Below are 17,204 nucleotides of genomic sequence, written 5' to 3'. Positions count from 1 at the left end.
TGAAGAGATTTGCCAATGCCTGACTCAGTGCCGCAACGCGCCGACTACGCTCATTTCCAGCCGATCATCACACGCTGGCACGACAATGATGTGTATGGCCATGTGAACAACGTCACCTACTACAGCTTTTTCGATACGGCGGTGAATACCTACCTGATCGAGCAAGGCGGGTTGGACATTCATGACGGCGAGGTGGTGGGCTTTGTGGTGAGTTCGGCGTGTGATTATTTTGCGTCGATTGCCTTTCCCGAGCGCATCGACGTCGGCCTGCGCGTGGGCAAGTTGGGCAACAGTTCGGTGCAGTATGAGGTGGCGGTGTTCAAGGCCGGCGAGGAAGAGGCCTGTGCGGCGGGGCGGTTTGTGCATGTATTCGTGGATCGGGCTTCGAACCGACCTGTGACGATCGCGCAGAAGTTGCGCGATGCGCTGCAGCGATTGGTTATTTAGCCGCAACACCACCGATCCAGATGTGGGAGGGAGCAAGCCCCTCCCACCCTGGATGTGCTGTGGTCTTCAGACCTCAGCGGTGACGATGGTGATGCTTGCGATGCCCATAGGCATGGCCACGGCCGCGATGGTCATCACGGTCATAACGGCGATTGTCGCGCCCACGGTAGCGGCGATCATCGTCATCACTCTTGTTGCCCATGTAGTTGCCCAGCGCGCCGCCAGCACCGCCGCCGGCGGCTGCGCCAACCAGGCTGCCGGTGTTGCCGCCAACGCTGCGACCTACCACGTTGCCACCGGCCGCGCCCAACGCACCGCCGATGGCGGCTTCGCCACGGCTGCGTTTGTCGGCGCCCACCGCGCTGCCGCCCGCGCCACCCAGGGCTGCGCCGATGGCCGAACCTGTGTTGCCGCCGATCTGCTGGCCTACAACCGAACCCAGAACCCCACCCAATGCGCCGCCCACACCGGCTTCGGTGGTGCCACCTGCCATGGCTGCGCCGCTGGCGAGGCTAAAGGACAGCAAAAGAATCGAGGAGAACTTCATAGGGAGACCTCAAGAGGATGACGCCGCGATCCTGAGGTCGTGGGAGAGTGCTGACAATCGAAATCCGACCAGTGGCTATAGTTGTATACAATTCGCTAACTTGCTGTTTTGTATAGGGAACTTAAGTCGTTTTAGCCAGTCTCTATTGACTTCGGAACGGCCGCTTTTATACAAAAGCGGCCTTTTTTGTGCCTATGATTTATGCGGTGCGGGCCATGATCAAGCCGTTGTCACTCGCCGCTTCCAGGCGGATCGCCACGAACTTCGAGGTTGGCGTATGGCTGCCATCCCCGGTGCTTTCCAGCGGCACCAGCGGGTTCACTTCCGGGTAGTACGCGGCGGCCTGGCCGGCCGGAATATCAAAGGCCAGCAGGGTGAAGCCCTTTACGCGGCGCTCACGGCCGTCTTCCCACAGCGACACGATGTCGGCCTTCTGCCCCGGCTTGAAGCCCAGGCGGATGATGTCCGCTTCGTTGACGAACAGCACGTCACGTTGGCCTTTCACTCCACGATAACGGTCGTCCAGGCCATAAATGGTGGTGTTGTACTGATCGTGGGAGCGCATCGATTGCATGATCAGGTCTGGCACCCGGCCCGTGGCGTGGGTGCGTTCGTGGATCAGGTCCTTGGGCAGGATGTTCGCACGGAAGTTGGCGCGGCCCAGCGGGGTGTTCCAGCGACGCGCGCCGGCCGAGTTGCCGAGGTAGAAACCGCCGGGGTGCTTGATGCGTTCGTTGAAGTCCTTGAAGCCTGGGATGGTGTCGGCGATCAGGTCGCGAATGCGCCCGTAGTCGGCCACCAGCCAGTTCCAGTCCACCGGCTTGCTGCCCAGAGTGGCGGCGGCGATGCCGGCGATAATCGCTGGCTCCGATTTCATCAGCTTCGACAGCGGTTGCAGCTGGCCATTGGAGCCGTGAACCATGCTGAACGAATCCTCTACCGTTACCGCCTGCGGGCCGTCGGCCTGGATGTCGATGTCGGTACGGCCCAGGCACGGCAAAATCAGGGCGTCCTTACCATGCATCAGGTGGCTGCGGTTGAGCTTGGTGCTGATCTGCACGGTCAGGTCGCAATTGCGCAGCGCTTCGAAGGTGCGCGAACTGTCCGGCGTGGCCTGGGCGAAGTTACCGCCCAGGGCGATGAAGACTTTGGAGCGGCCTTCGAGCATGGCGTGAATCGCTTCCACCACGTTGTGGCCGTTGGTGCGTGGCACCTGGAACTGGAAGCGCCGCTCCAGGGAATCCAGAAACGCCACCGGTGGGCGCTCGTTGATGCCCATGGTGCGGTCGCCCTGCACGTTGCTGTGGCCACGCACCGGGCACAAGCCAGCGCCGGGGCGGCCAATGTTGCCGCGTAGCAGCATCAGGTTGGCGATTTCCTGGATGGTCGGCACCGAATGGCGATGCTGGGTGATGCCCATCGCCCAGCACATGATCACGTTCTTGCCCTTGGCGTACATGCGCGCGGCCTGCTCGATCTCGACCAGGGGGAGGCCGGACTGTTCGACGATTTCATCCCACGAGGTGTCGTCGATTCTGGCCAGGTAATCGAGCACGTTGGCGGTGTGTTCGTTGAGGAAGTCGTGGTCGAACACCGCTTCCTTGCCTTCGGCCTGGGCCTGGCGTTCCCACAGCAGCAGGAACTTGGCCATGCCGCGCAGGATGGCCATGTCGCCGCCCAGCGCCGGACGGAAGTAGGCGGTGTTGGTAGGTTTGTCACCGTTGGTAAGCATTTCCAGCGGATGCTGCGGGTGCTGGAAGCGTTCCAGACCGCGCTCTTTGAGCGGGTTGATGCACACCACCTGGGCGCCGCGTTTAACCGCTTCACGCAGCGGTTCGAGCATGCGCGGGTGGTTGGTGCCGGGGTTCTGGCCCCACACGAAGATCGCATCGGCATGTTCGAAGTCATCAAAGGTCACGGTGCCTTTGCCGACGCCCACGCTTTGCGCCAGGGCTACGCCACTGGCCTCGTGGCACATGTTCGAGCAATCCGGAAAGTTGTTGGTACCGTAGGCGCGCACGAACAGCTGATACAGGTACGCCGCTTCGTTGCTGGCGCGGCCCGAGGTGTAGAACTCGGCCATGTCCGGGCTGGGCAAAGCATTGAGATGCTTGCCAATCAGGTCGAATGCCGCTTCCCAGCTCACCGGCTGATAGCGGTCGGTTTCGGCGTTATAACGCATCGGCTCAGTCAGGCGGCCCTGGTACTCGAGCCAGTAGTCGCTCTGTTCCAGCAGCGCGGTGACGCTGTGCTTGGCAAAGAATGCCGCATCGACCCGGCGCTTGGTGGCTTCCCAGTTGACCGCCTTGGCGCCGTTTTCGCAGAACTTGACCATGCCGCTTTCCGGCGAGTCACCCCAGGCGCAGCCCGGGCAGTCGAATCCGCCGTTCTGGTTGGTCTTGAGCATCATGCGCAGGTTTTTCAGCGCATTGTCGCTGGTCAACCACGCCTGGGCCACGCTGATCAGTGCGCCCCAGCCGCCGGCCGGGCCTTTGTAGGGCTTGTAGCGCGGGGTCGGGGTTTGGTCGGCTTGATGATGATTGCTCACGGCTGGTTCTCCATCGCGGGGCTGTAGACCCGCGGCGCACTTTTCTGCGGCAGGTGGATGAGATTGAGGTTGTGCCGGCGCGCCCATTGCAGGGCCAGGCCGGTGGGCGACGACAGGCTGACCAGAGTCTGGATGCCCGCGCGCAGGACTTTCTGAATCAATTCGAGGCTGCAACGGCTGGTGACAATCGCCAGGCCGCCGTCGGTGGGGATCTTTTGGCGAATCAATGCACCGATCAACTTGTCGAGGGCGTTATGCCGGCCGATGTCTTCGCGGCCCAGCAGCAACTCGCCCTGGCCGTTCATGAACACCGCTGCGTGCACGGCGCCGCTGTGCTGGCCCAACGGCTGAAATGCGCTGATGCGTTGACGCAGACCGTTCAGCCAGTCAGCAGGCGGCAACGGCGCGCCGGGCAGTACGTTGAGGTCCGGCAAGGCTTGTTCCACCGCTTCGACGCCGCACAACCCACAGCCGCTGGTGCCTGCCAGTTGGCGGCGCTGCTGCTTGAGGTTCCAGAACGCACGGCTGGAAATCTGCACCTGAGCGTACTGCGCCGAACCGGAACCACTGAGTTTGAGGTCATAAATGTCGCTGACGTCGGCAATGATGCCGCTGCCCAGGCTGAAGCCGACGATAAAGTCTTCCAGGTCCGTTGGCGTCACCAGCATGACGGCCTGGCTGATGTCGTTGTAGGCAATCGCCAACGCCACTTCTTCGGCTAGCGCGGTGCTGGCGACTTCAGTGTGTTCAAGATTGCAGAACTGGTAGCTCTGGCTGGCCGCGGGCGCAGGTGTGTCGAGAGCGGGCGCCGCGCAGACCGGGTGCTTGGCGTTCATGGGGCAGTACCATCGGCGGATTGGTCAGTGCTTAGACTAGGCGCGACAAAGCGTCGCGTCTAATCGCCAGTACTGATCTGCCGATAGATGACGTCGATCAAGAGGCCGTCGGCGATTTCTGAAGCAGTGCGAAGCAGGCCTCCGCCAGGGCCGAGCGCGGTGCGCTGCGGCGCATGATCAACCCCAGGCGCGCGAGGGTGTGGGCATCTTCGATGGGTTGCAGGCGCAGATGCTCGGTGAGCGCATCCAGGCCGCCCTCCAGTGGCATCACTGCACAACACAGCCCGCCGTGCACCGCTTGAAGCAACTGATGAACGGCGTCGGTCTGTAACAACGGCTGTGGGTTGAGGCCACGGCTGTGGAAGTTGTGGTCGATGGACTGGCGAAAGTGCATGCCGCTGGTGAGCATGCCCAGGGGCAGCTCAATCAGCGACTCCCAGCTCAACGGCGTATCGCCGAAGCTGAAGAAGCGTTGATCGTAGAGCAGACCCATGCGCGTTTCGCCAAGGACCAGGGAGTCGAAGCGTTCGTTGTCCAGGCGCTCCAGGTACGAAACGCCAAGGTCCAGCCGGTTGCTCGACAGTTGTTCCAGAATCTGTTCGGAGCTGAGGGCCGACAATTCAAAGCGAAGGCTGGGGTGCTCCTTGTGCAGTTGCTGCATCAGCGCCAATGGGTCAAAGCTCGACAGCGGTACCACGCCCAGGCGCAGCGTACCCACCAGATTGCCGCGACAGGCGGCCGCCTCGGCCTGTAAGCCGTCATACGCCGCCAGCACGGTACGGGCCCAGGCCAGCACGCGTTCGCCGGGGGCGGTGAAGCCTTCGAAACGTTGGCCGCGATTGACCAGCGGCAGGTCCAGCTCTTCTTCCAGGCTGCGTAGGCGCATCGACAGCGTCGGCTGGGTGATGTGGCAACGCGCCGCCGCCTGGCCGAAGTGACGGGTTTCGTCGAGGGCGATGAGGAATTTCAACTGTTTGATGTCCATCTTCGCTCCGGGGCTTATTCCAATGGCAGGGGATTCTAGCGCGTTTGGGTCTGTGCTCGGGCCGGAACCCATCCAGGTGTGGACGGGTCTAGTCTTGAGCAATCTGGAACACAACTACCAAGGAGAGCGCACCATGAGTCTTTTGAGTTTTGTCAAGGAAGCAGGCGAGAAGCTGATCGACCTGCTCACACCGGGTAATGCCAATGCCAGCGATGATTTGAAAAAACACATCGAGCAGGTCGGGTTGGGCAATCCGGACGTGCACGCCACTGTCGAGGGTGACAAGGTCACGCTGACGGGAACCGTTGCCAGTCAGGAAGAGAAGGAGAAAGTCCTTCTGGCTGCCGGCAATATTGCAGGCGTTGCGAGCGTCGATGATCAGATCACCGTATCCGGCCCGGCTGTGGCTGCCGCCCGTTTCGTGGTGGTGAAAAAAGGCGACACCCTCAGCGCGATTTCCCTGGCGGTGTACGGTAACGCCAACCAGTACAACAAAATCTTCGAGGCCAACAAGCCGCTGTTGTCGCATCCGGACAAAATCTATCCGGGCCAGACACTGCGTATTCCCGAGTAATACGCAAATCAAAAATGTGGGAGGGGGCTTGTTCCCGATAGCACAGTGTCAGTCACCGAGGTGATTCTGATGCACCGCTATCGGGAGCAAGCCCCCTCCCGCTGTGGTCAGAGCCCGGCAATGAGATCGCGGTAGTCGTCGACCGCGGTAAATTCAGCGGTGTCCTTGGGTCCCTTCCTGCTGTCCGGCTCTTTCACCGCCAGCAAATGCCCCACGCCGAAATCCCGCGCACTGCGCAGAATCGGCAAGGTGTCATCGATAAACAGACTGCGTGCGGGGTCGAAGCCGATATCGGCCTGCAGGGCATCCCAGAACTGTGGGTTTTCCTTGGCGAAACCATAGTCGTGGGAACTGATCAATCGCTCGAAATACGGCGCCAGTTCAATGCGTTCCAGCTTCAGCGACAACGAGTCACGATGGGCGTTGGTGATCATGATCACCCGCTTGCCGGCCTGTTTGATCGCCGCCATAAACGTGTCGGCATCCGGTCGCAGGGCGATCAGGTCGGCGGTTTCCAGCTTGAGTTCGCGCACCGGTAGTTTCAGTTCGGTGCTCCAGAAGTCCAGGCAATACCATTGCAATTGTCCGGCGTTACGCTCGAACAGCGGCTGCAGCTCCATCTCGGCCATGGCCCGACTCACCCCGTGCAGGTCAGCGTAGCGTTGGGGCAGGTGCTCCATCCAGAAGTGATTGTCGTAATGCAGGTCGAGCAGGGTGCCGTCCATGTCCAGCAGGACGGTGTCGATGGCGTGCCAGGGCAAAGCGGGCATGGGGCGGTCTCATGTAAGTAAAGATATCCGACACAGACAATCGGAAAAGCCACGGTATAGTAACCCGATCACGCCAAGGAGCCTCTCATGCGCCAGAAACCCACCGTCCTCGCCCGCGAAATCGTCGCCAGTAGCCGTTTGTTCCGCGTGGAGGAAGTGCAACTGCGCTTTTCCAATGGCGTTGAACGGACCTACGAGCGTCTGGTTGGACGCGGCGCCGGTTATGGCGCGGTGATGATCGTGGCGATGATCGATGCGGACCACGCGCTGCTGATCGAGGAATACTGTGGCGGGATCGACGAGTATGAGCTTTCCTTGCCAAAGGGGTTGATCGAGCCTGGCGAGGACGTACTGGCGGCGGCAAACCGCGAGCTCAAGGAGGAAGCGGGCTTCGGCGCGCGGCAGTTGGAGCACATTACCGAGCTGTCGTTGTCGCCTGGCTACATGAGCCAGAAAATTCAGGTGGTACTGGCCACCGAGCTGTACGAAGAACGCCTGGAAGGCGATGAACCCGAGCCGATGCGTGTAGACAGGGTCAACCTGCGCGAGCTGTCGCAACTGGCGCAAAACGAGCAGTTCAGCGAAGGCCGTGCATTGGCTGCGCTGTACCTGGTACGAGACCTGTTGACCCAGCGAGGAGCGTTCAGCGCATGAGCGAACTGTTTTTAGGCCACCCGTTGATCGCCCCCGTGATTGAGTTGGCACGCCAGGCCGGTGAAGTGATCCTGCCGTATTGGCGCGCCGATGTGGCGGTCACCGCCAAGGCAGATGATTCGCCGGTGACGGCGGCGGACCTGGCCGCTCACCACCTTATCCTCGCCGGCCTGACTGCACTGGACCCGAGTATTCCCGTGTTGTCCGAAGAGGACGCCGATATCGACCAGAGCGTGCGCGCCGGTTGGCAACGCTGGTGGCTGGTGGACCCGCTGGATGGCACCAAGGAGTTCATCAGCGGCAGTGAAGAATTTACCGTCAACGTGGCGTTGATCGAACAGGGCCGCGTGGTGTTTGGCGTGGTGTCGATGCCCACCAGCGGTCGTTGCTACTTCGGTGGTGCAGGCCTGGGCGCGTGGCGTTCGGATGTAAACGAAGCGCCCCGGCAGATCCAGGTACGCAAGACCCCGGCTGCAGGCGAAGCGTTTACCGTCGTCGCCAGCCGCCGCCACAGCAGTCCCGAGCAGGAGCGCTTGCTGGACGGCTTGAGCCAGGGCCTGGGTGAGTTGAAGCTGGCGAATATCGGCAGCTCACTGAAGTTCTGCCTGTTGGCTGAAGGCAGCGCCGATTGTTACCCACGCCTGGCGCCCACGTCGCAGTGGGATACGGCGGCGGCCCAGGGTGTACTGGAAGGCGCGGGCGGTGAGGTGTTGGAGTTGAACGGCGAGCGGTTCAGTTATCCGGCGCGGGAATCGTTGCTCAACCCTTTCTTTCTGGCGTTACCGGCGAAGGCGGCGTGGCGCGATCGCCTGTTGAGCCTGGCCAGGTCTTAAGACCTGCGCAAATTAAAAATGTGGGAGGGGGCAAGCCTCCTCCCACATTTGCTTTGTGTAATAGCGACTAGCGGTGCAGGACGTATTGGCCGGTAAAAGTCACTGCGCGGTCTTCGCTGCCCTCATTCACAATCCATGTGTCCAGCGTCAACCGCGCCCGGCCATGGCGTTTGTAGGTCGCCACGAAACGCTTCCACACCTTCTCCTCCGGCGCCGCGCAAATCACCGTGGCATCCTGCGTTACCGGCAATGGATAACTGATCTGTCCTTCCTGAATCACGATGTGCCCGTCTTCAATGCCGTGTTCGCGCAGTCTCAGGTGCAACCAACCCCAGCCTGCCAGGACGGCGCCGCAGTAGAGGCTGCCGCCAAACATGGTGCTCTTGTGGTTGATATTGGCTGGCAAGGGAAGATGCAGTTGCAGCTGGTGGTGTTGCCAGTCGAGCACCTTGAGCCCCATTTCCCGAGTGAGGGGGATGTCGTGATGAAGGATGGATTCCAGGTAACGGCTGTCGCGGCTCATGGCAGTCTCTTGGCAGGTGGACGGGGTCATTCGTCGTCAGTGCTGTGGCTGGCGCTGTCGGCGAAGTTCAGGCCGTGCTTGCGCAGTTTGTCGTGCAAGGTCTTGCGCGGTACGCCCAGCGCTTCGGCAAGGCTGCGCAGGGAACTGTGAGGGCGGGTGAGTTCGGCGGCGATCAGGCTTTTTTCGAACTGCTCGACCTGTTCGCTCAAGCCGCCCGATGTGGACGTCAGCACGCTGGCGCCAGGATTGCCCGGCGTGCTGTCCAGCGCCAGTTCCAGGCCCAGGGCGAAGCGCTCGGCGGCGTTCTGCAGTTCGCGCACGTTGCCTGGCCAGCTATGGCGCAACAGCAACGCGCGTTGGCCCGGTTGCAGTTCGTGCAGCGGCAGGCCATGGCGGCTGCTGGCCTCGTCGGCAAAGTGCTGGAACAGCATCAACGCATCCTCACCGCGCTCGCGCAGCGGCGGAATGCGCAGCGGCGCGACGTTGAGGCGGTAATACAAGTCGGCCCGAAAGCGCCCCTGGTCGGCGGCCTGGCGCAGGTCTTCCTTGGTGGCCGCGATGATGCGGATGTCCAGCGGGATCAACTGGTTGCCGCCCAGGCGCTCGACCACGCGCTCCTGCAACAGGCGCAGCAGCTTGACCTGCACATCCAGGCTCATGCTTTCGATTTCATCCAGAAACAGCGTGCCGCCGTTGGCGAACTCGAACTTGCCGATCCGACGTTTCTGCGCGCCAGTGAACGCGCCCGGTTCGTGGCCGAACAGTTCGCTTTCGACCACCGATTCGGCCAGTGCCCCGGCGTTGATCGCCACGAACGGCCCGCTGCGCCGGCTCGACAGATCATGCAGCGCACGCGCCACAACCTCCTTGCCGGCGCCGGTTTCGCCGAGGATCAACACGTCGGCACGGGTCGCGGCCAGGGCACCGATCTGTTCGCGCAGGCGCAGCATCTGCGGCGAATGGCCGACCAGGCGCGTGCTCAACTGCTGACGGTCACTGAGGGCCAGGCGCAGGCTGCGGTTGTCCAGCACCAGCCGGCGCAGGGCCAGGGCGCGGCGCACACTGTCGAGCAGGGCGTCGCTGGCGAAGGGTTTTTCGAGGAAGTCATAGGCGCCCGCGCGCATGGCCTGCACGGCCAGCGGCACGTCGCCGTGGCCGGTGATCAGCAGCACCGGCAGGTCCGGGTCCTGGCCGTGCAATTCGGCGAGCAGCTCCAGGCCATCCATGCCGGGCATGCGGATATCGCTGACCACCACGCCTGGCCAATCGCGGGACAGGCGCGCGGTGAGGCCATTGGCTTCGCCCAGGGGCAGGACGTTCAACCCGGCCAGGTCCAGGGTCTGGCACAGGGCCTGACGCAAGTGTGGATCGTCGTCGATCAACACCACCTGGATCTGGTTATCGATACTCATACACTGCGGTCCTCGGACGGTTGCAGACTCACGCCCGGCGAGCCGGCGCGCAATTTCAGGGTTAACAGCGCGCCGCCTTCCCTGTGGTTGGCGAACAGCAGTTCGCCGCCAAAGGCACGCATCAAGGTTTCGCAGATCGCCAGGCCCAGGCCGAGCCCTTGAGTACGCGTCTTGGTGGTATAGAACGGCTCACTGGCGCGGCCCAGGGCTTCCATGCAAAAGCCCGGACCGTTGTCGCGGATGTACAGGTTGACGCCTTGCGCAGTGGTTTCGGCACTCAGCCACAGTTTGCGCGGCGGGCCTTTTTCGGTGAGGGCGTCGAGGGCATTGGCCAGCAGGTTGCCCAGCACCTGGCGCAAGCGGGTTTCGCCGGCCTGCACCCACAAGGTGGCTTCCGGCAAGTCGCGGATCAGCTCCACCTCCATCGACCGACGCCGCTTGGCCAGCAACGCCAACGCGTCGTCGAGCGCCGGCTGCAGCGCCACGCTCTCCGGCGCGTGACGGTCGCGACGAGCGAACGCGCGCAAGTGGGCAATGATCGAGGCCATGCGCCCGGTCAGTTCGCTGATCAGCTTGAGGTTGCCACGGGCATCGCTGGTGCGTTCATGATCAAGCAGGATTTCGGCGTTTTCCGCGTAGCTGCGAATCGCCGCCAACGGCTGGTTGAGTTCATGGCTGATACTCGCCGACATGGTGCCCAGTGCCGAGAGCTTGCCGGCCTGCACCAGGTCATCCTGGGCGCGCACCAGTTCCTGCTGGGCGTGTTCGCGTTCCAGCACCTCCTGTTTGAGGCGCCGGTTGAGGCCTTCAAGGTCGCTGGTACGCTCGACCACGCGCATTTCCAGCTCGCGGCGCGCCTTCGCTTCGAAGGCGATGCGCTCCAGATAATGGCGACGGCGCTGCATCAGCAGCCCAAGCAGCAGCATCAGCACCAGCAGCGTGGCACCGCCGACTGCCACCACGGTGCGTACCGGGCGGTTGATCAAGGATTGTGGCGCGAGGATTTCCACGTTCCAGCCGGTCTCGGCGATGGCCGTGGACTGACGCAGCCAGGCCGTATTGCTGAGGCTCAGCGGCTGCGGGTCGCGAGTGGGGTAGGGCTGAATGGCACTGATGGCCTGGCGCTCTTCGGCGCTCAGGGGCCGCGTGGCGCGAAAGCGCCATTGCGGGCGCGACGTGAGGATCACCACGCCATTGTGGTCGGTCACCAGCAGTTGTTCCGGGGTATTGCCCCACAGGCTTTCGGTGTGGTCCAGGTCGACCTTGACCACCAGCACGCCAATGATTTTGTCGTGGTCGCGCACGGCGGCAGCGAAGAAGTAGCCGCGCTTGGCCGAGGTGGTGCCCAGGCCGAAGAAGCGTCCCAGGTGCCCGGCCATGGCCTCACTGAAATACGGGCGGAACGAGAAGTTGCGTCCGACGAAACTGTCCTGTTTGTCCCAGTTGGACGCGGCGAGCGTCTTGCCGGACGTGTCCATCAGGTACATCACTTCTGCCCCGGCCTGGGCGGCGACGTCCTTGAGCAGCAGGTTGGCGCCGACCAGGTTGGTGCTGACCTGCGGCGCCTCCAACGCGGTACGCAAGGCTGGCAAGTCGCCGAGGATCTGCGGCAGCACCTCGTAGCGATGCAGCGTACCGAGCAGGTTGGCGACGTAGAGGTCGAGGGTCTGACGGTTCTGCCCGGCCAGTTCGTTGCGGTAATAACGCTCGGCGAGGTGCTCCAGCGGCCACAACAGCGGTGCCAGGCACAACGCAAGCAGCGCCAGGCTGCGCCAGCGGGGTCTTCGCGGAAGGGGTGGAGTCATGGGGACCGTGCGCCTGTGGGTACAGGCGCATTATGCCTAGTGCTGACCGGCAAGACACTCGCGCAATGCATCCTGCCACTGCGGTTGGCTGACCTGCCACTGTTGCTGCAGACGGCTGCAATCCAGGCGCGAGTTCAACGGGCGCCTGGCGGGCGTCGGGTAGGCGCTGGAGGGAATCCCTTCCAGTTCGGCGCAGGGTTTGCCGGCGGCCCGCAACTGCTCGCCAATGGCCTGGGCAAAGCCGAACCACGATGTTTCGCCCTGTGCCGTCAGGTGATACACGCCCCAATCGCCCGCCTGGCCGGCCTGCCAGCGCTCGACTAGCATGCGGGTGCTGCTGGCGATGGTCCCGGCCCAGGTCGGCGCGCCGATCTGGTCGGCGACGATGCGCATGTGCGGTTTCTCTTGCAGCAGCCGCTGCATGGTCAGCAGGAAGTTTTTACCGGTGGTGGAATAAACCCAGCTGGTACGCAGCACCAGGTACTCACCGCCCACGGCCGCGATTGCCTGCTCTCCAGCCAATTTGCTCTGGCCGTAGACACCCAGCGGGTTGGTCGCGTCCGCCTCGGTGTAGGGCGCAGGCTTGCTGCCGTCGAACACGTAGTCAGTGGAGTAGTGAATCAGCGGGATGCCCAGCGCCTTGGCTTCCTCGGCAAGCACACCGGGCGCGATGGCATTGATGGCAAAGGCCGCATCCGGCTCGCTTTCAGCCTGATCGACGGCCGTGTGTGCGGCTGCGTTGATAATCAGGTTGGGGCGGTGGGCGCGTACTTGCTGGCGGATCTGGTCAGCGTTGGCCAGGTCCAACTGATCGCGGCCTAACACGATGAGTTCGCCCAGGCCCCCCAACTGCTGTTGCAGCGCCTGGGTAACCTGGCCATGCTGGCCGGTGATCAGAATTTTGAGAGCGCCGCTCATGGGAACACGTCAGCGTCTTTCAGACTTTTGCCGTTCTGGTCTTTGGCGGACAAGGTCGGTGCACCGCTCATTTGCCAGTCGATGCCCAGCTCGGCGTCGTCCCAGCGAATGCAGCGTTCTGCCGACGGAGTGTAGTAGTCCGTAGTTTTGTACAGAAACTCCGCGTAGTCGCTGAGAACCACAAAGCCATGGGCGAACCCTGGTGGAATCCACAGTTGTCGGCTGTTGTCGGCTGATAACCGCACACTGGCCCACTTGCCGAAATTGGGCGAGCTGCGACGGATATCCACTGCCACATCCAGCACTTCGCCCGCCGTCACGCGCACCAGTTTCCCCTGGGCATGTTCGATCTGATAGTGCAGACCGCGCAACACGCCTTTTTGCGAGCGCGAGTGGTTGTCCTGCACAAATTGCTGTTCCAGTCCTGCGACTTGAGCGAAGTCGCGCGCATTGAAACTTTCGTAAAAGAAACCGCGCTCATCGCCAAAAACCTTGGGCTCGATGATCAATACACCCGGCAGCTCAGTAGCGGTCACATTCATTCATTGTCCCCGGCGAGTTTGTACAAGTATTGACCATAGCCGGTTTTGCCAAAATATTTTGCGCGCTCAAGCAAATAGTCACGATTGATCCAGCCATTTTCGTAGGCGATTTCTTCGAGGCACGCCACTTTTAGGCCCTGACGGTGCTCGATGGTCTGCACGTACGTCGAGGCTTCAAGCAGGCTGTCGTGGGTGCCGGTGTCCAGCCAGGCAAAGCCACGGCCAAAGCGCTCAACATGCAGATCGCCACGCTTGAGGTAAGCGTTGTTGACGTCGGTGATTTCCAGCTCTCCACGTGGAGAAAGCTCGACAGCCTTGGCGATCTCGATCACGTCGTTGTCATAGAAATACAGGCCAGTCACCGCGTAAGACGACTTGGGTTTGGCCGGTTTCTCTTCGATGGACAGGGCGCGGCCTTCCTTGTCGAAGTCGATCACGCCGAAACGCTCCGGGTCCTTGACCCAATAGCCGAACACGGTAGCGCCGGACGGACGCTCGGCAGCCGCACGCAGTTGCTCACCGAAATGCTGGCCGTGGAAGATGTTGTCGCCCAGGATCAGGCAAACCGGGTCTTTGCCGATGAATTCTTCACCGATGATGAACGCCTGAGCCAAACCGTCCGGTTTGGGCTGTTCGGCGTAGGTGAAGCGCACGCCAAACTGGCTGCCATCGCCCAGCAGGTTGCGGTATTGCGGCAAATCGACCGGCGTTGAGATGATCAGAATGTCCTTGATCCCCGCCAGCATCAGCACCGAGATCGGGTAGTAGATCATCGGCTTGTCATACACCGGCAGCAGTTGCTTGGACACGCCAAGCGTGATCGGGTGCAAACGGGTGCCGGAGCCGCCGGCCAATACGATTCCCTTCATCATGCGATCAAATCCTTCACGTCGGTGTTGCCCAATCGTTCACCCTGATAACTGCCGTCCTGGACCCTGCGGCACCATTGCAGATTATCGAGGTACCACTGCACGGTTTTGCGCAGCCCTGTTTCAAAGGTTTCTTCCGGGGTCCAGCCCAGTTCACGTTCGATCTTGCCGGCGTCGATGGCGTAGCGCTGGTCGTGGCCGGGGCGATCCTTGACGAAGGTGATCAGGTCGGTGAATTGCTCTACGCCGGCCGGGCGCTGTGGCGCCAGTTCTTCGAGCAGGCCGCAGATGCCGCGAACCACGTCGATGTTCTTTTGCTCGTTGTGTCCGCCGATGTTGTAGGTCTCGCCTACCACGCCTTCGGTCACCACTTTGAGCAGCGCGCGTGCGTGATCTTCGACGAACAGCCAGTCGCGAACCTGCAACCCGTCGCCATACACCGGCAATGGCTTGCCTGCGAGGGCGTTGAGAATCACCAGCGGGATCAGTTTTTCGGGGAAGTGGAACGGCCCGTAGTTGTTCGAGCAGTTGGTCAGCAGCACCGGCAGGCCGTAGGTGCGCTGCCAGGCGCGAACCAGGTGGTCGGACGCGGCCTTGCTGGCCGAATAGGGCGAGCTTGGGGCGTAGGGCGTGGTTTCGGTGAACAGGTCGTCCACGCCGTGCAGGTCGCCATACACTTCATCGGTGGAAATGTGATGGAAACGGAACGCGCTCCTGGCAGGCTCCGCCAGCTTCTGCCAGTAGGCGCGGGTGGCTTCCAGCAGACTATAGGTGCCGACGATGTTGGTCTGGATGAAATCCGACGGGCCGTCAATCGAGCGGTCGACATGGGACTCGGCCGCCAGGTGCATGATGGCCTGCGGCTCGAAACGCGCCAGCACCGCGCTGACGGCGTCCTGATCGACGATATCGGCCTGCACGAACTCATAGCGGCTGTTGGAGGCGATGCTGGTCAGCGACTCCAGGTTGCCGGCGTAGGTGAGTTTGTCCAGGTTGAGCACTTCGTGCTCGGTGTGTTGAATCAGGTGACGAATCAGGGCGGAGCCAATAAAACCGGCGCCGCCGGTAACGAGAATGCGCATGTCGGGGGCCTTTTCCTTAGACGGACATTAAGCGGATGAAGCATAGCTTGAGTGGTGGCGTCAGGTGGCGCAAGCGCGACGTGCGCACAGGGGTTGCCTTACCCCCCTCAACAATGGCGATATACATGCCTGAAAATGCCGGGGTCGTCACAGTACTGCTTGCCACGTTGATCCCGATTGTTATCGGTTATTTTCCGTCATATTTTTCGTCTACCCTCTTTGATTTCTGTTAAAGCCGATTTTTATCCGTTATAAAGTCGGCCTTCACCCCATTCGGAGCCATGATTGCCATGACCACCCTGCACAGCACACCTCGCGCCGATGGCTTCCATATGCCCGCCGAATGGGCGCCACAGACCCAGACCTGGATGATCTGGCCCGAACGCCCGGACAACTGGCGCCTGGGTGGCAAGCCGGTGCAGGCGGCTCACGTGGCCGTGGCCAAGGCTATCGCACGGTTTGAGCCGGTGACGGTGGCCGTGTCTGCCGGCCAGTACGAGAACGCCCGCGCCCGCCTGGATGTGCCGAATATTCGTGTGGTGGAAATGTCCAGCGACGACGCCTGGGTTCGCGACACCGGCCCTACATTTGTCATTAATGACAGTGGCGAAGTGCGCGGCGTGAACTGGGATTTCAATGCCTGGGGCGGGTTTGACGGCGGTCTGTATGCGCCGTGGAACCGCGACGCGCAGGTGGGCGGCAAGATTCTCGAGATCGAGCGCATGTCCCGTTACCGCACCGAAGGCTTCGTGCTGGAAGGCGGCTCCATTCACGTCGACGGCGAAGGCACGCTGATTACCACCGAAGAATGCCTGCTGAACCGCAATCGCAATCCGCACCTCGACCGCGCGGCGATCGAGGCGGTGCTCAGCGATCACCTGGCTGTGGACAAGATCATCTGGCTGCCGGACGGCCTGTTCAACGACGAAACCGACGGCCATGTGGATAACTTTTGCTGCTACGTAGGCCCAGGTGAAGTGTTGCTGGCCTGGACCGACGACCCGCAAGACCCCAACTACGCACGCTGCCATGCCGCCATGGATGTGCTGCAAAGCAGCACTGACGCCAAGGGCCGCGCGTTTATCGTGCACAAAATGCCGATTCCGGGGCCGCTGTATGCCACCGAGGACGAGTGCGCCGGTGTGGATCCGGTGGATGGCAGCCAGGAACGCAACCCGAGCGTGCGGTTGGCCGGCTCCTACGTGAACTTCCTGATCGTCAACGGCGGCATCATCGCCCCCAGCTTCGACGACCCGCTGGACAGCCAGGCCAGGGACATTCTTCAGGGCCTGTTCCCGCAGCACGAAGTGGTGATGGTACCGGGGCGTGAACTGTTACTGGGCGGCGGTAATATCCACTGTCTGACCCAACAGCAACCGGCTCCGCACAAAAACTGAGTGCAGTTGTAACAGCGTTGCGAGTAGTGGCTTGAAGCCATGTTTTCGCAGCGTTTCAGCAAGCCCGCGACCTGGCAGGGTCGCGGGCTTTTTTGTGTCTGGATGCCTGTGCGCCGGGGACATTGGCATAGCTCTTGTATCGCGGTTGTAACGGTGGCTCAAGGTGGATGACGGTGCTGTTCTGTCATAAACCTTGAGTAAGTTAGCCGCTCACGCAGTAGGGAGAGCGTAGAAATGAATGCCGAGAGCAATTCGATTAAGACGTTTACGCATCACCCGGCGCGGGTGAATAGCGATGCAATTCATGCGCTGGCACAGTGGTTGAAGGCAAACGACTCGCGCCAGCCCGACCTGCGCAGCCTGATGAATGACCGCTACCCGGCGGGGCTATTCAGCGAGGACGAGATGAAGGCGCTGTGCGAGCTGGCACGTAACTGAAGAAAACACCAGGATCAAAAAAAT

Annotated in this window: 18 protein-coding genes; 6 read left to right on the top strand and 12 right to left on the bottom strand. The window is 61.8% G+C overall.

The genetic code is table 11. The features are described from left to right. The first annotated feature begins 15 nt into the window (after window positions 1–15). Window positions 16–447 (top strand): acyl-CoA thioesterase, encoded by a 432-nt coding sequence (locus ACXX81_RS21275; protein ID WP_458572340.1) that lies wholly within the window; start codon window positions 16–18, stop codon window positions 445–447. A gap of 73 nt (window positions 448–520) precedes the next feature. Here ACXX81_RS21275 and ACXX81_RS21270 read toward each other — a convergent pair whose 3' ends face one another. The 4 genes from ACXX81_RS21270 to ACXX81_RS21255 form a co-directional block, all read right to left on the bottom strand. Beyond that, window positions 521–994: a glycine zipper domain-containing protein gene (locus ACXX81_RS21270; RefSeq protein WP_209987301.1), complete on the bottom strand. Its 474-nt coding sequence runs from the start codon at window positions 992–994 to the stop codon at window positions 521–523. Between the two features lie 199 nt (window positions 995–1,193). After that, window positions 1,194–3,542, bottom strand: a complete 2,349-nt coding sequence (locus ACXX81_RS21265) for an FdhF/YdeP family oxidoreductase (RefSeq protein WP_231422675.1) — start codon at window positions 3,540–3,542, stop codon at window positions 1,194–1,196. Beyond that, on the bottom strand, window positions 3,539–4,378 hold the full coding sequence (gene fdhD / locus ACXX81_RS21260) for a formate dehydrogenase accessory sulfurtransferase FdhD (protein ID WP_209987306.1): 840 nt from the start codon (window positions 4,376–4,378) through the stop codon (window positions 3,539–3,541). Before fdhD ends, ACXX81_RS21265 begins: the two co-directional genes overlap by 4 nt. A gap of 97 nt (window positions 4,379–4,475) precedes the next feature. After that, the gene (locus tag ACXX81_RS21255; RefSeq protein ID WP_209987309.1) at window positions 4,476–5,363 is read right to left on the bottom strand and encodes a LysR family transcriptional regulator; all 888 of its coding nucleotides are present in this window, start codon (window positions 5,361–5,363) and stop codon (window positions 4,476–4,478) included. A gap of 133 nt (window positions 5,364–5,496) precedes the next feature. Between ACXX81_RS21255 and lysM the strand changes: the two genes are divergently transcribed. Next, window positions 5,497–5,937: a peptidoglycan-binding protein LysM gene (lysM, locus tag ACXX81_RS21250; protein WP_458572339.1), complete on the top strand. Its 441-nt coding sequence runs from the start codon at window positions 5,497–5,499 to the stop codon at window positions 5,935–5,937. 107 nt (window positions 5,938–6,044) lie between these two features. Here the strand turns inward: lysM and yrfG are convergent, their stop codons facing one another. Then, window positions 6,045–6,707, bottom strand: a complete 663-nt coding sequence (gene yrfG / locus ACXX81_RS21245) for a GMP/IMP nucleotidase (RefSeq protein WP_458572338.1) — start codon at window positions 6,705–6,707, stop codon at window positions 6,045–6,047. Window positions 6,708–6,794: 87 nt separating this feature from the next. Between yrfG and nudE the strand changes: the two genes are divergently transcribed. Together nudE and cysQ are read left to right on the top strand one after the other, a co-directional pair. Continuing rightward, a complete protein-coding gene (gene nudE, locus ACXX81_RS21240) occupies window positions 6,795–7,361 on the top strand; it encodes an ADP compounds hydrolase NudE (RefSeq protein ID WP_209987319.1) in 567 nt (188 codons plus the stop codon). Then, entirely contained in the window at window positions 7,358–8,194 is an 837-nt protein-coding gene (gene cysQ, locus ACXX81_RS21235; protein WP_209987323.1) for a 3'(2'),5'-bisphosphate nucleotidase CysQ, read from the top strand. Before nudE ends, cysQ begins: the two co-directional genes overlap by 4 nt. A 67-nt stretch (window positions 8,195–8,261) precedes the next feature. On the opposite strand, the gene ACXX81_RS21230 is transcribed toward cysQ, so the two are convergent. Genes ACXX81_RS21230 through rfbB form a run of 7 tightly spaced genes read right to left on the bottom strand, consistent with a single transcriptional unit; the run spans window position 8,262 to window position 15,345 of the window. Further along, window positions 8,262–8,717, bottom strand: coding sequence for a thioesterase domain-containing protein (locus tag ACXX81_RS21230; RefSeq protein ID WP_458572337.1), 456 nt, complete (start codon window positions 8,715–8,717; stop codon window positions 8,262–8,264). A 26-nt stretch (window positions 8,718–8,743) separates the two neighbouring features. Continuing rightward, window positions 8,744–10,129, bottom strand: a complete 1,386-nt coding sequence (locus tag ACXX81_RS21225) for a sigma-54-dependent transcriptional regulator (protein WP_209987328.1) — start codon at window positions 10,127–10,129, stop codon at window positions 8,744–8,746. After that, complete coding sequence (locus tag ACXX81_RS21220; RefSeq protein ID WP_231422679.1) at window positions 10,126–11,934, bottom strand: sensor histidine kinase; 1,809 nt, start codon at window positions 11,932–11,934, stop codon at window positions 10,126–10,128. The genes ACXX81_RS21225 and ACXX81_RS21220 overlap by 4 nt, the downstream gene beginning before the upstream one ends. 36 nt (window positions 11,935–11,970) lie before the next feature. Then, entirely contained in the window at window positions 11,971–12,852 is an 882-nt protein-coding gene (rfbD, locus tag ACXX81_RS21215; protein ID WP_322212357.1) for a dTDP-4-dehydrorhamnose reductase, read from the bottom strand. Continuing rightward, on the bottom strand, window positions 12,849–13,394 hold the full coding sequence (gene rfbC / locus ACXX81_RS21210) for a dTDP-4-dehydrorhamnose 3,5-epimerase (RefSeq protein ID WP_231422681.1): 546 nt from the start codon (window positions 13,392–13,394) through the stop codon (window positions 12,849–12,851). The genes rfbD and rfbC overlap by 4 nt, the downstream gene beginning before the upstream one ends. Further along, window positions 13,391–14,266, bottom strand: a complete 876-nt coding sequence (rfbA, locus tag ACXX81_RS21205; protein ID WP_209987340.1) for a glucose-1-phosphate thymidylyltransferase RfbA — start codon at window positions 14,264–14,266, stop codon at window positions 13,391–13,393. Before rfbA ends, rfbC begins: the two co-directional genes overlap by 4 nt. Further along, entirely contained in the window at window positions 14,263–15,345 is a 1,083-nt protein-coding gene (rfbB, locus tag ACXX81_RS21200) for a dTDP-glucose 4,6-dehydratase (protein ID WP_209987342.1), read from the bottom strand. Before rfbB ends, rfbA begins: the two co-directional genes overlap by 4 nt. 290 nt (window positions 15,346–15,635) lie before the next feature. Between rfbB and aguA the strand changes: the two genes are divergently transcribed. Together aguA and ACXX81_RS21190 are read left to right on the top strand one after the other, a co-directional pair. Continuing rightward, window positions 15,636–16,742, top strand: coding sequence for an agmatine deiminase (aguA, locus tag ACXX81_RS21195; RefSeq protein ID WP_322212358.1), 1,107 nt, complete (start codon window positions 15,636–15,638; stop codon window positions 16,740–16,742). Between the two features lie 234 nt (window positions 16,743–16,976). Beyond that, window positions 16,977–17,180: a hypothetical protein gene (locus ACXX81_RS21190; RefSeq protein ID WP_209987349.1), complete on the top strand. Its 204-nt coding sequence runs from the start codon at window positions 16,977–16,979 to the stop codon at window positions 17,178–17,180. Window positions 17,181–17,204 lie beyond the last annotated feature (24 nt).

The sequence above is a fragment of the Pseudomonas sp. GNP013 genome (assembly GCF_054343995.1).
This window is presented reverse-complemented; position numbering and strand designations above follow the sequence as displayed.

What these genes read in the sequence shown, in the direction of transcription:
- ACXX81_RS21275 (WP_458572340.1), top strand. Translation starts at nt 16, where the DNA reads ATGCCTGACTCAGTGCCGCAACGCGCCGACTACGCTCATTTCCAGCCG.
- ACXX81_RS21270 (WP_209987301.1), bottom strand. Translation starts at nt 994, where the DNA reads ATGAAGTTCTCCTCGATTCTTTTGCTGTCCTTTAGCCTCGCCAGCGGC.
- fdhD (WP_209987306.1), bottom strand. Translation starts at nt 4,378, where the DNA reads ATGAACGCCAAGCACCCGGTCTGCGCGGCGCCCGCTCTCGACACACCT.
- ACXX81_RS21255 (WP_209987309.1), bottom strand. Translation starts at nt 5,363, where the DNA reads ATGGACATCAAACAGTTGAAATTCCTCATCGCCCTCGACGAAACCCGT.
- lysM (WP_458572339.1), top strand. Translation starts at nt 5,497, where the DNA reads ATGAGTCTTTTGAGTTTTGTCAAGGAAGCAGGCGAGAAGCTGATCGAC.
- yrfG (WP_458572338.1), bottom strand. Translation starts at nt 6,707, where the DNA reads ATGCCCGCTTTGCCCTGGCACGCCATCGACACCGTCCTGCTGGACATG.
- nudE (WP_209987319.1), top strand. Translation starts at nt 6,795, where the DNA reads ATGCGCCAGAAACCCACCGTCCTCGCCCGCGAAATCGTCGCCAGTAGC.
- cysQ (WP_209987323.1), top strand. Translation starts at nt 7,358, where the DNA reads ATGAGCGAACTGTTTTTAGGCCACCCGTTGATCGCCCCCGTGATTGAG.
- ACXX81_RS21230 (WP_458572337.1), bottom strand. Translation starts at nt 8,717, where the DNA reads ATGAGCCGCGACAGCCGTTACCTGGAATCCATCCTTCATCACGACATC.
- ACXX81_RS21225 (WP_209987328.1), bottom strand. Translation starts at nt 10,129, where the DNA reads ATGAGTATCGATAACCAGATCCAGGTGGTGTTGATCGACGACGATCCA.
- ACXX81_RS21220 (WP_231422679.1), bottom strand. Translation starts at nt 11,934, where the DNA reads ATGACTCCACCCCTTCCGCGAAGACCCCGCTGGCGCAGCCTGGCGCTG.
- rfbD (WP_322212357.1), bottom strand. Translation starts at nt 12,852, where the DNA reads ATGAGCGGCGCTCTCAAAATTCTGATCACCGGCCAGCATGGCCAGGTT.
- rfbC (WP_231422681.1), bottom strand. Translation starts at nt 13,394, where the DNA reads ATGAATGTGACCGCTACTGAGCTGCCGGGTGTATTGATCATCGAGCCC.
- rfbA (WP_209987340.1), bottom strand. Translation starts at nt 14,266, where the DNA reads ATGATGAAGGGAATCGTATTGGCCGGCGGCTCCGGCACCCGTTTGCAC.
- rfbB (WP_209987342.1), bottom strand. Translation starts at nt 15,345, where the DNA reads ATGCGCATTCTCGTTACCGGCGGCGCCGGTTTTATTGGCTCCGCCCTG.
- aguA (WP_322212358.1), top strand. Translation starts at nt 15,636, where the DNA reads ATGACCACCCTGCACAGCACACCTCGCGCCGATGGCTTCCATATGCCC.
- ACXX81_RS21190 (WP_209987349.1), top strand. Translation starts at nt 16,977, where the DNA reads ATGAATGCCGAGAGCAATTCGATTAAGACGTTTACGCATCACCCGGCG.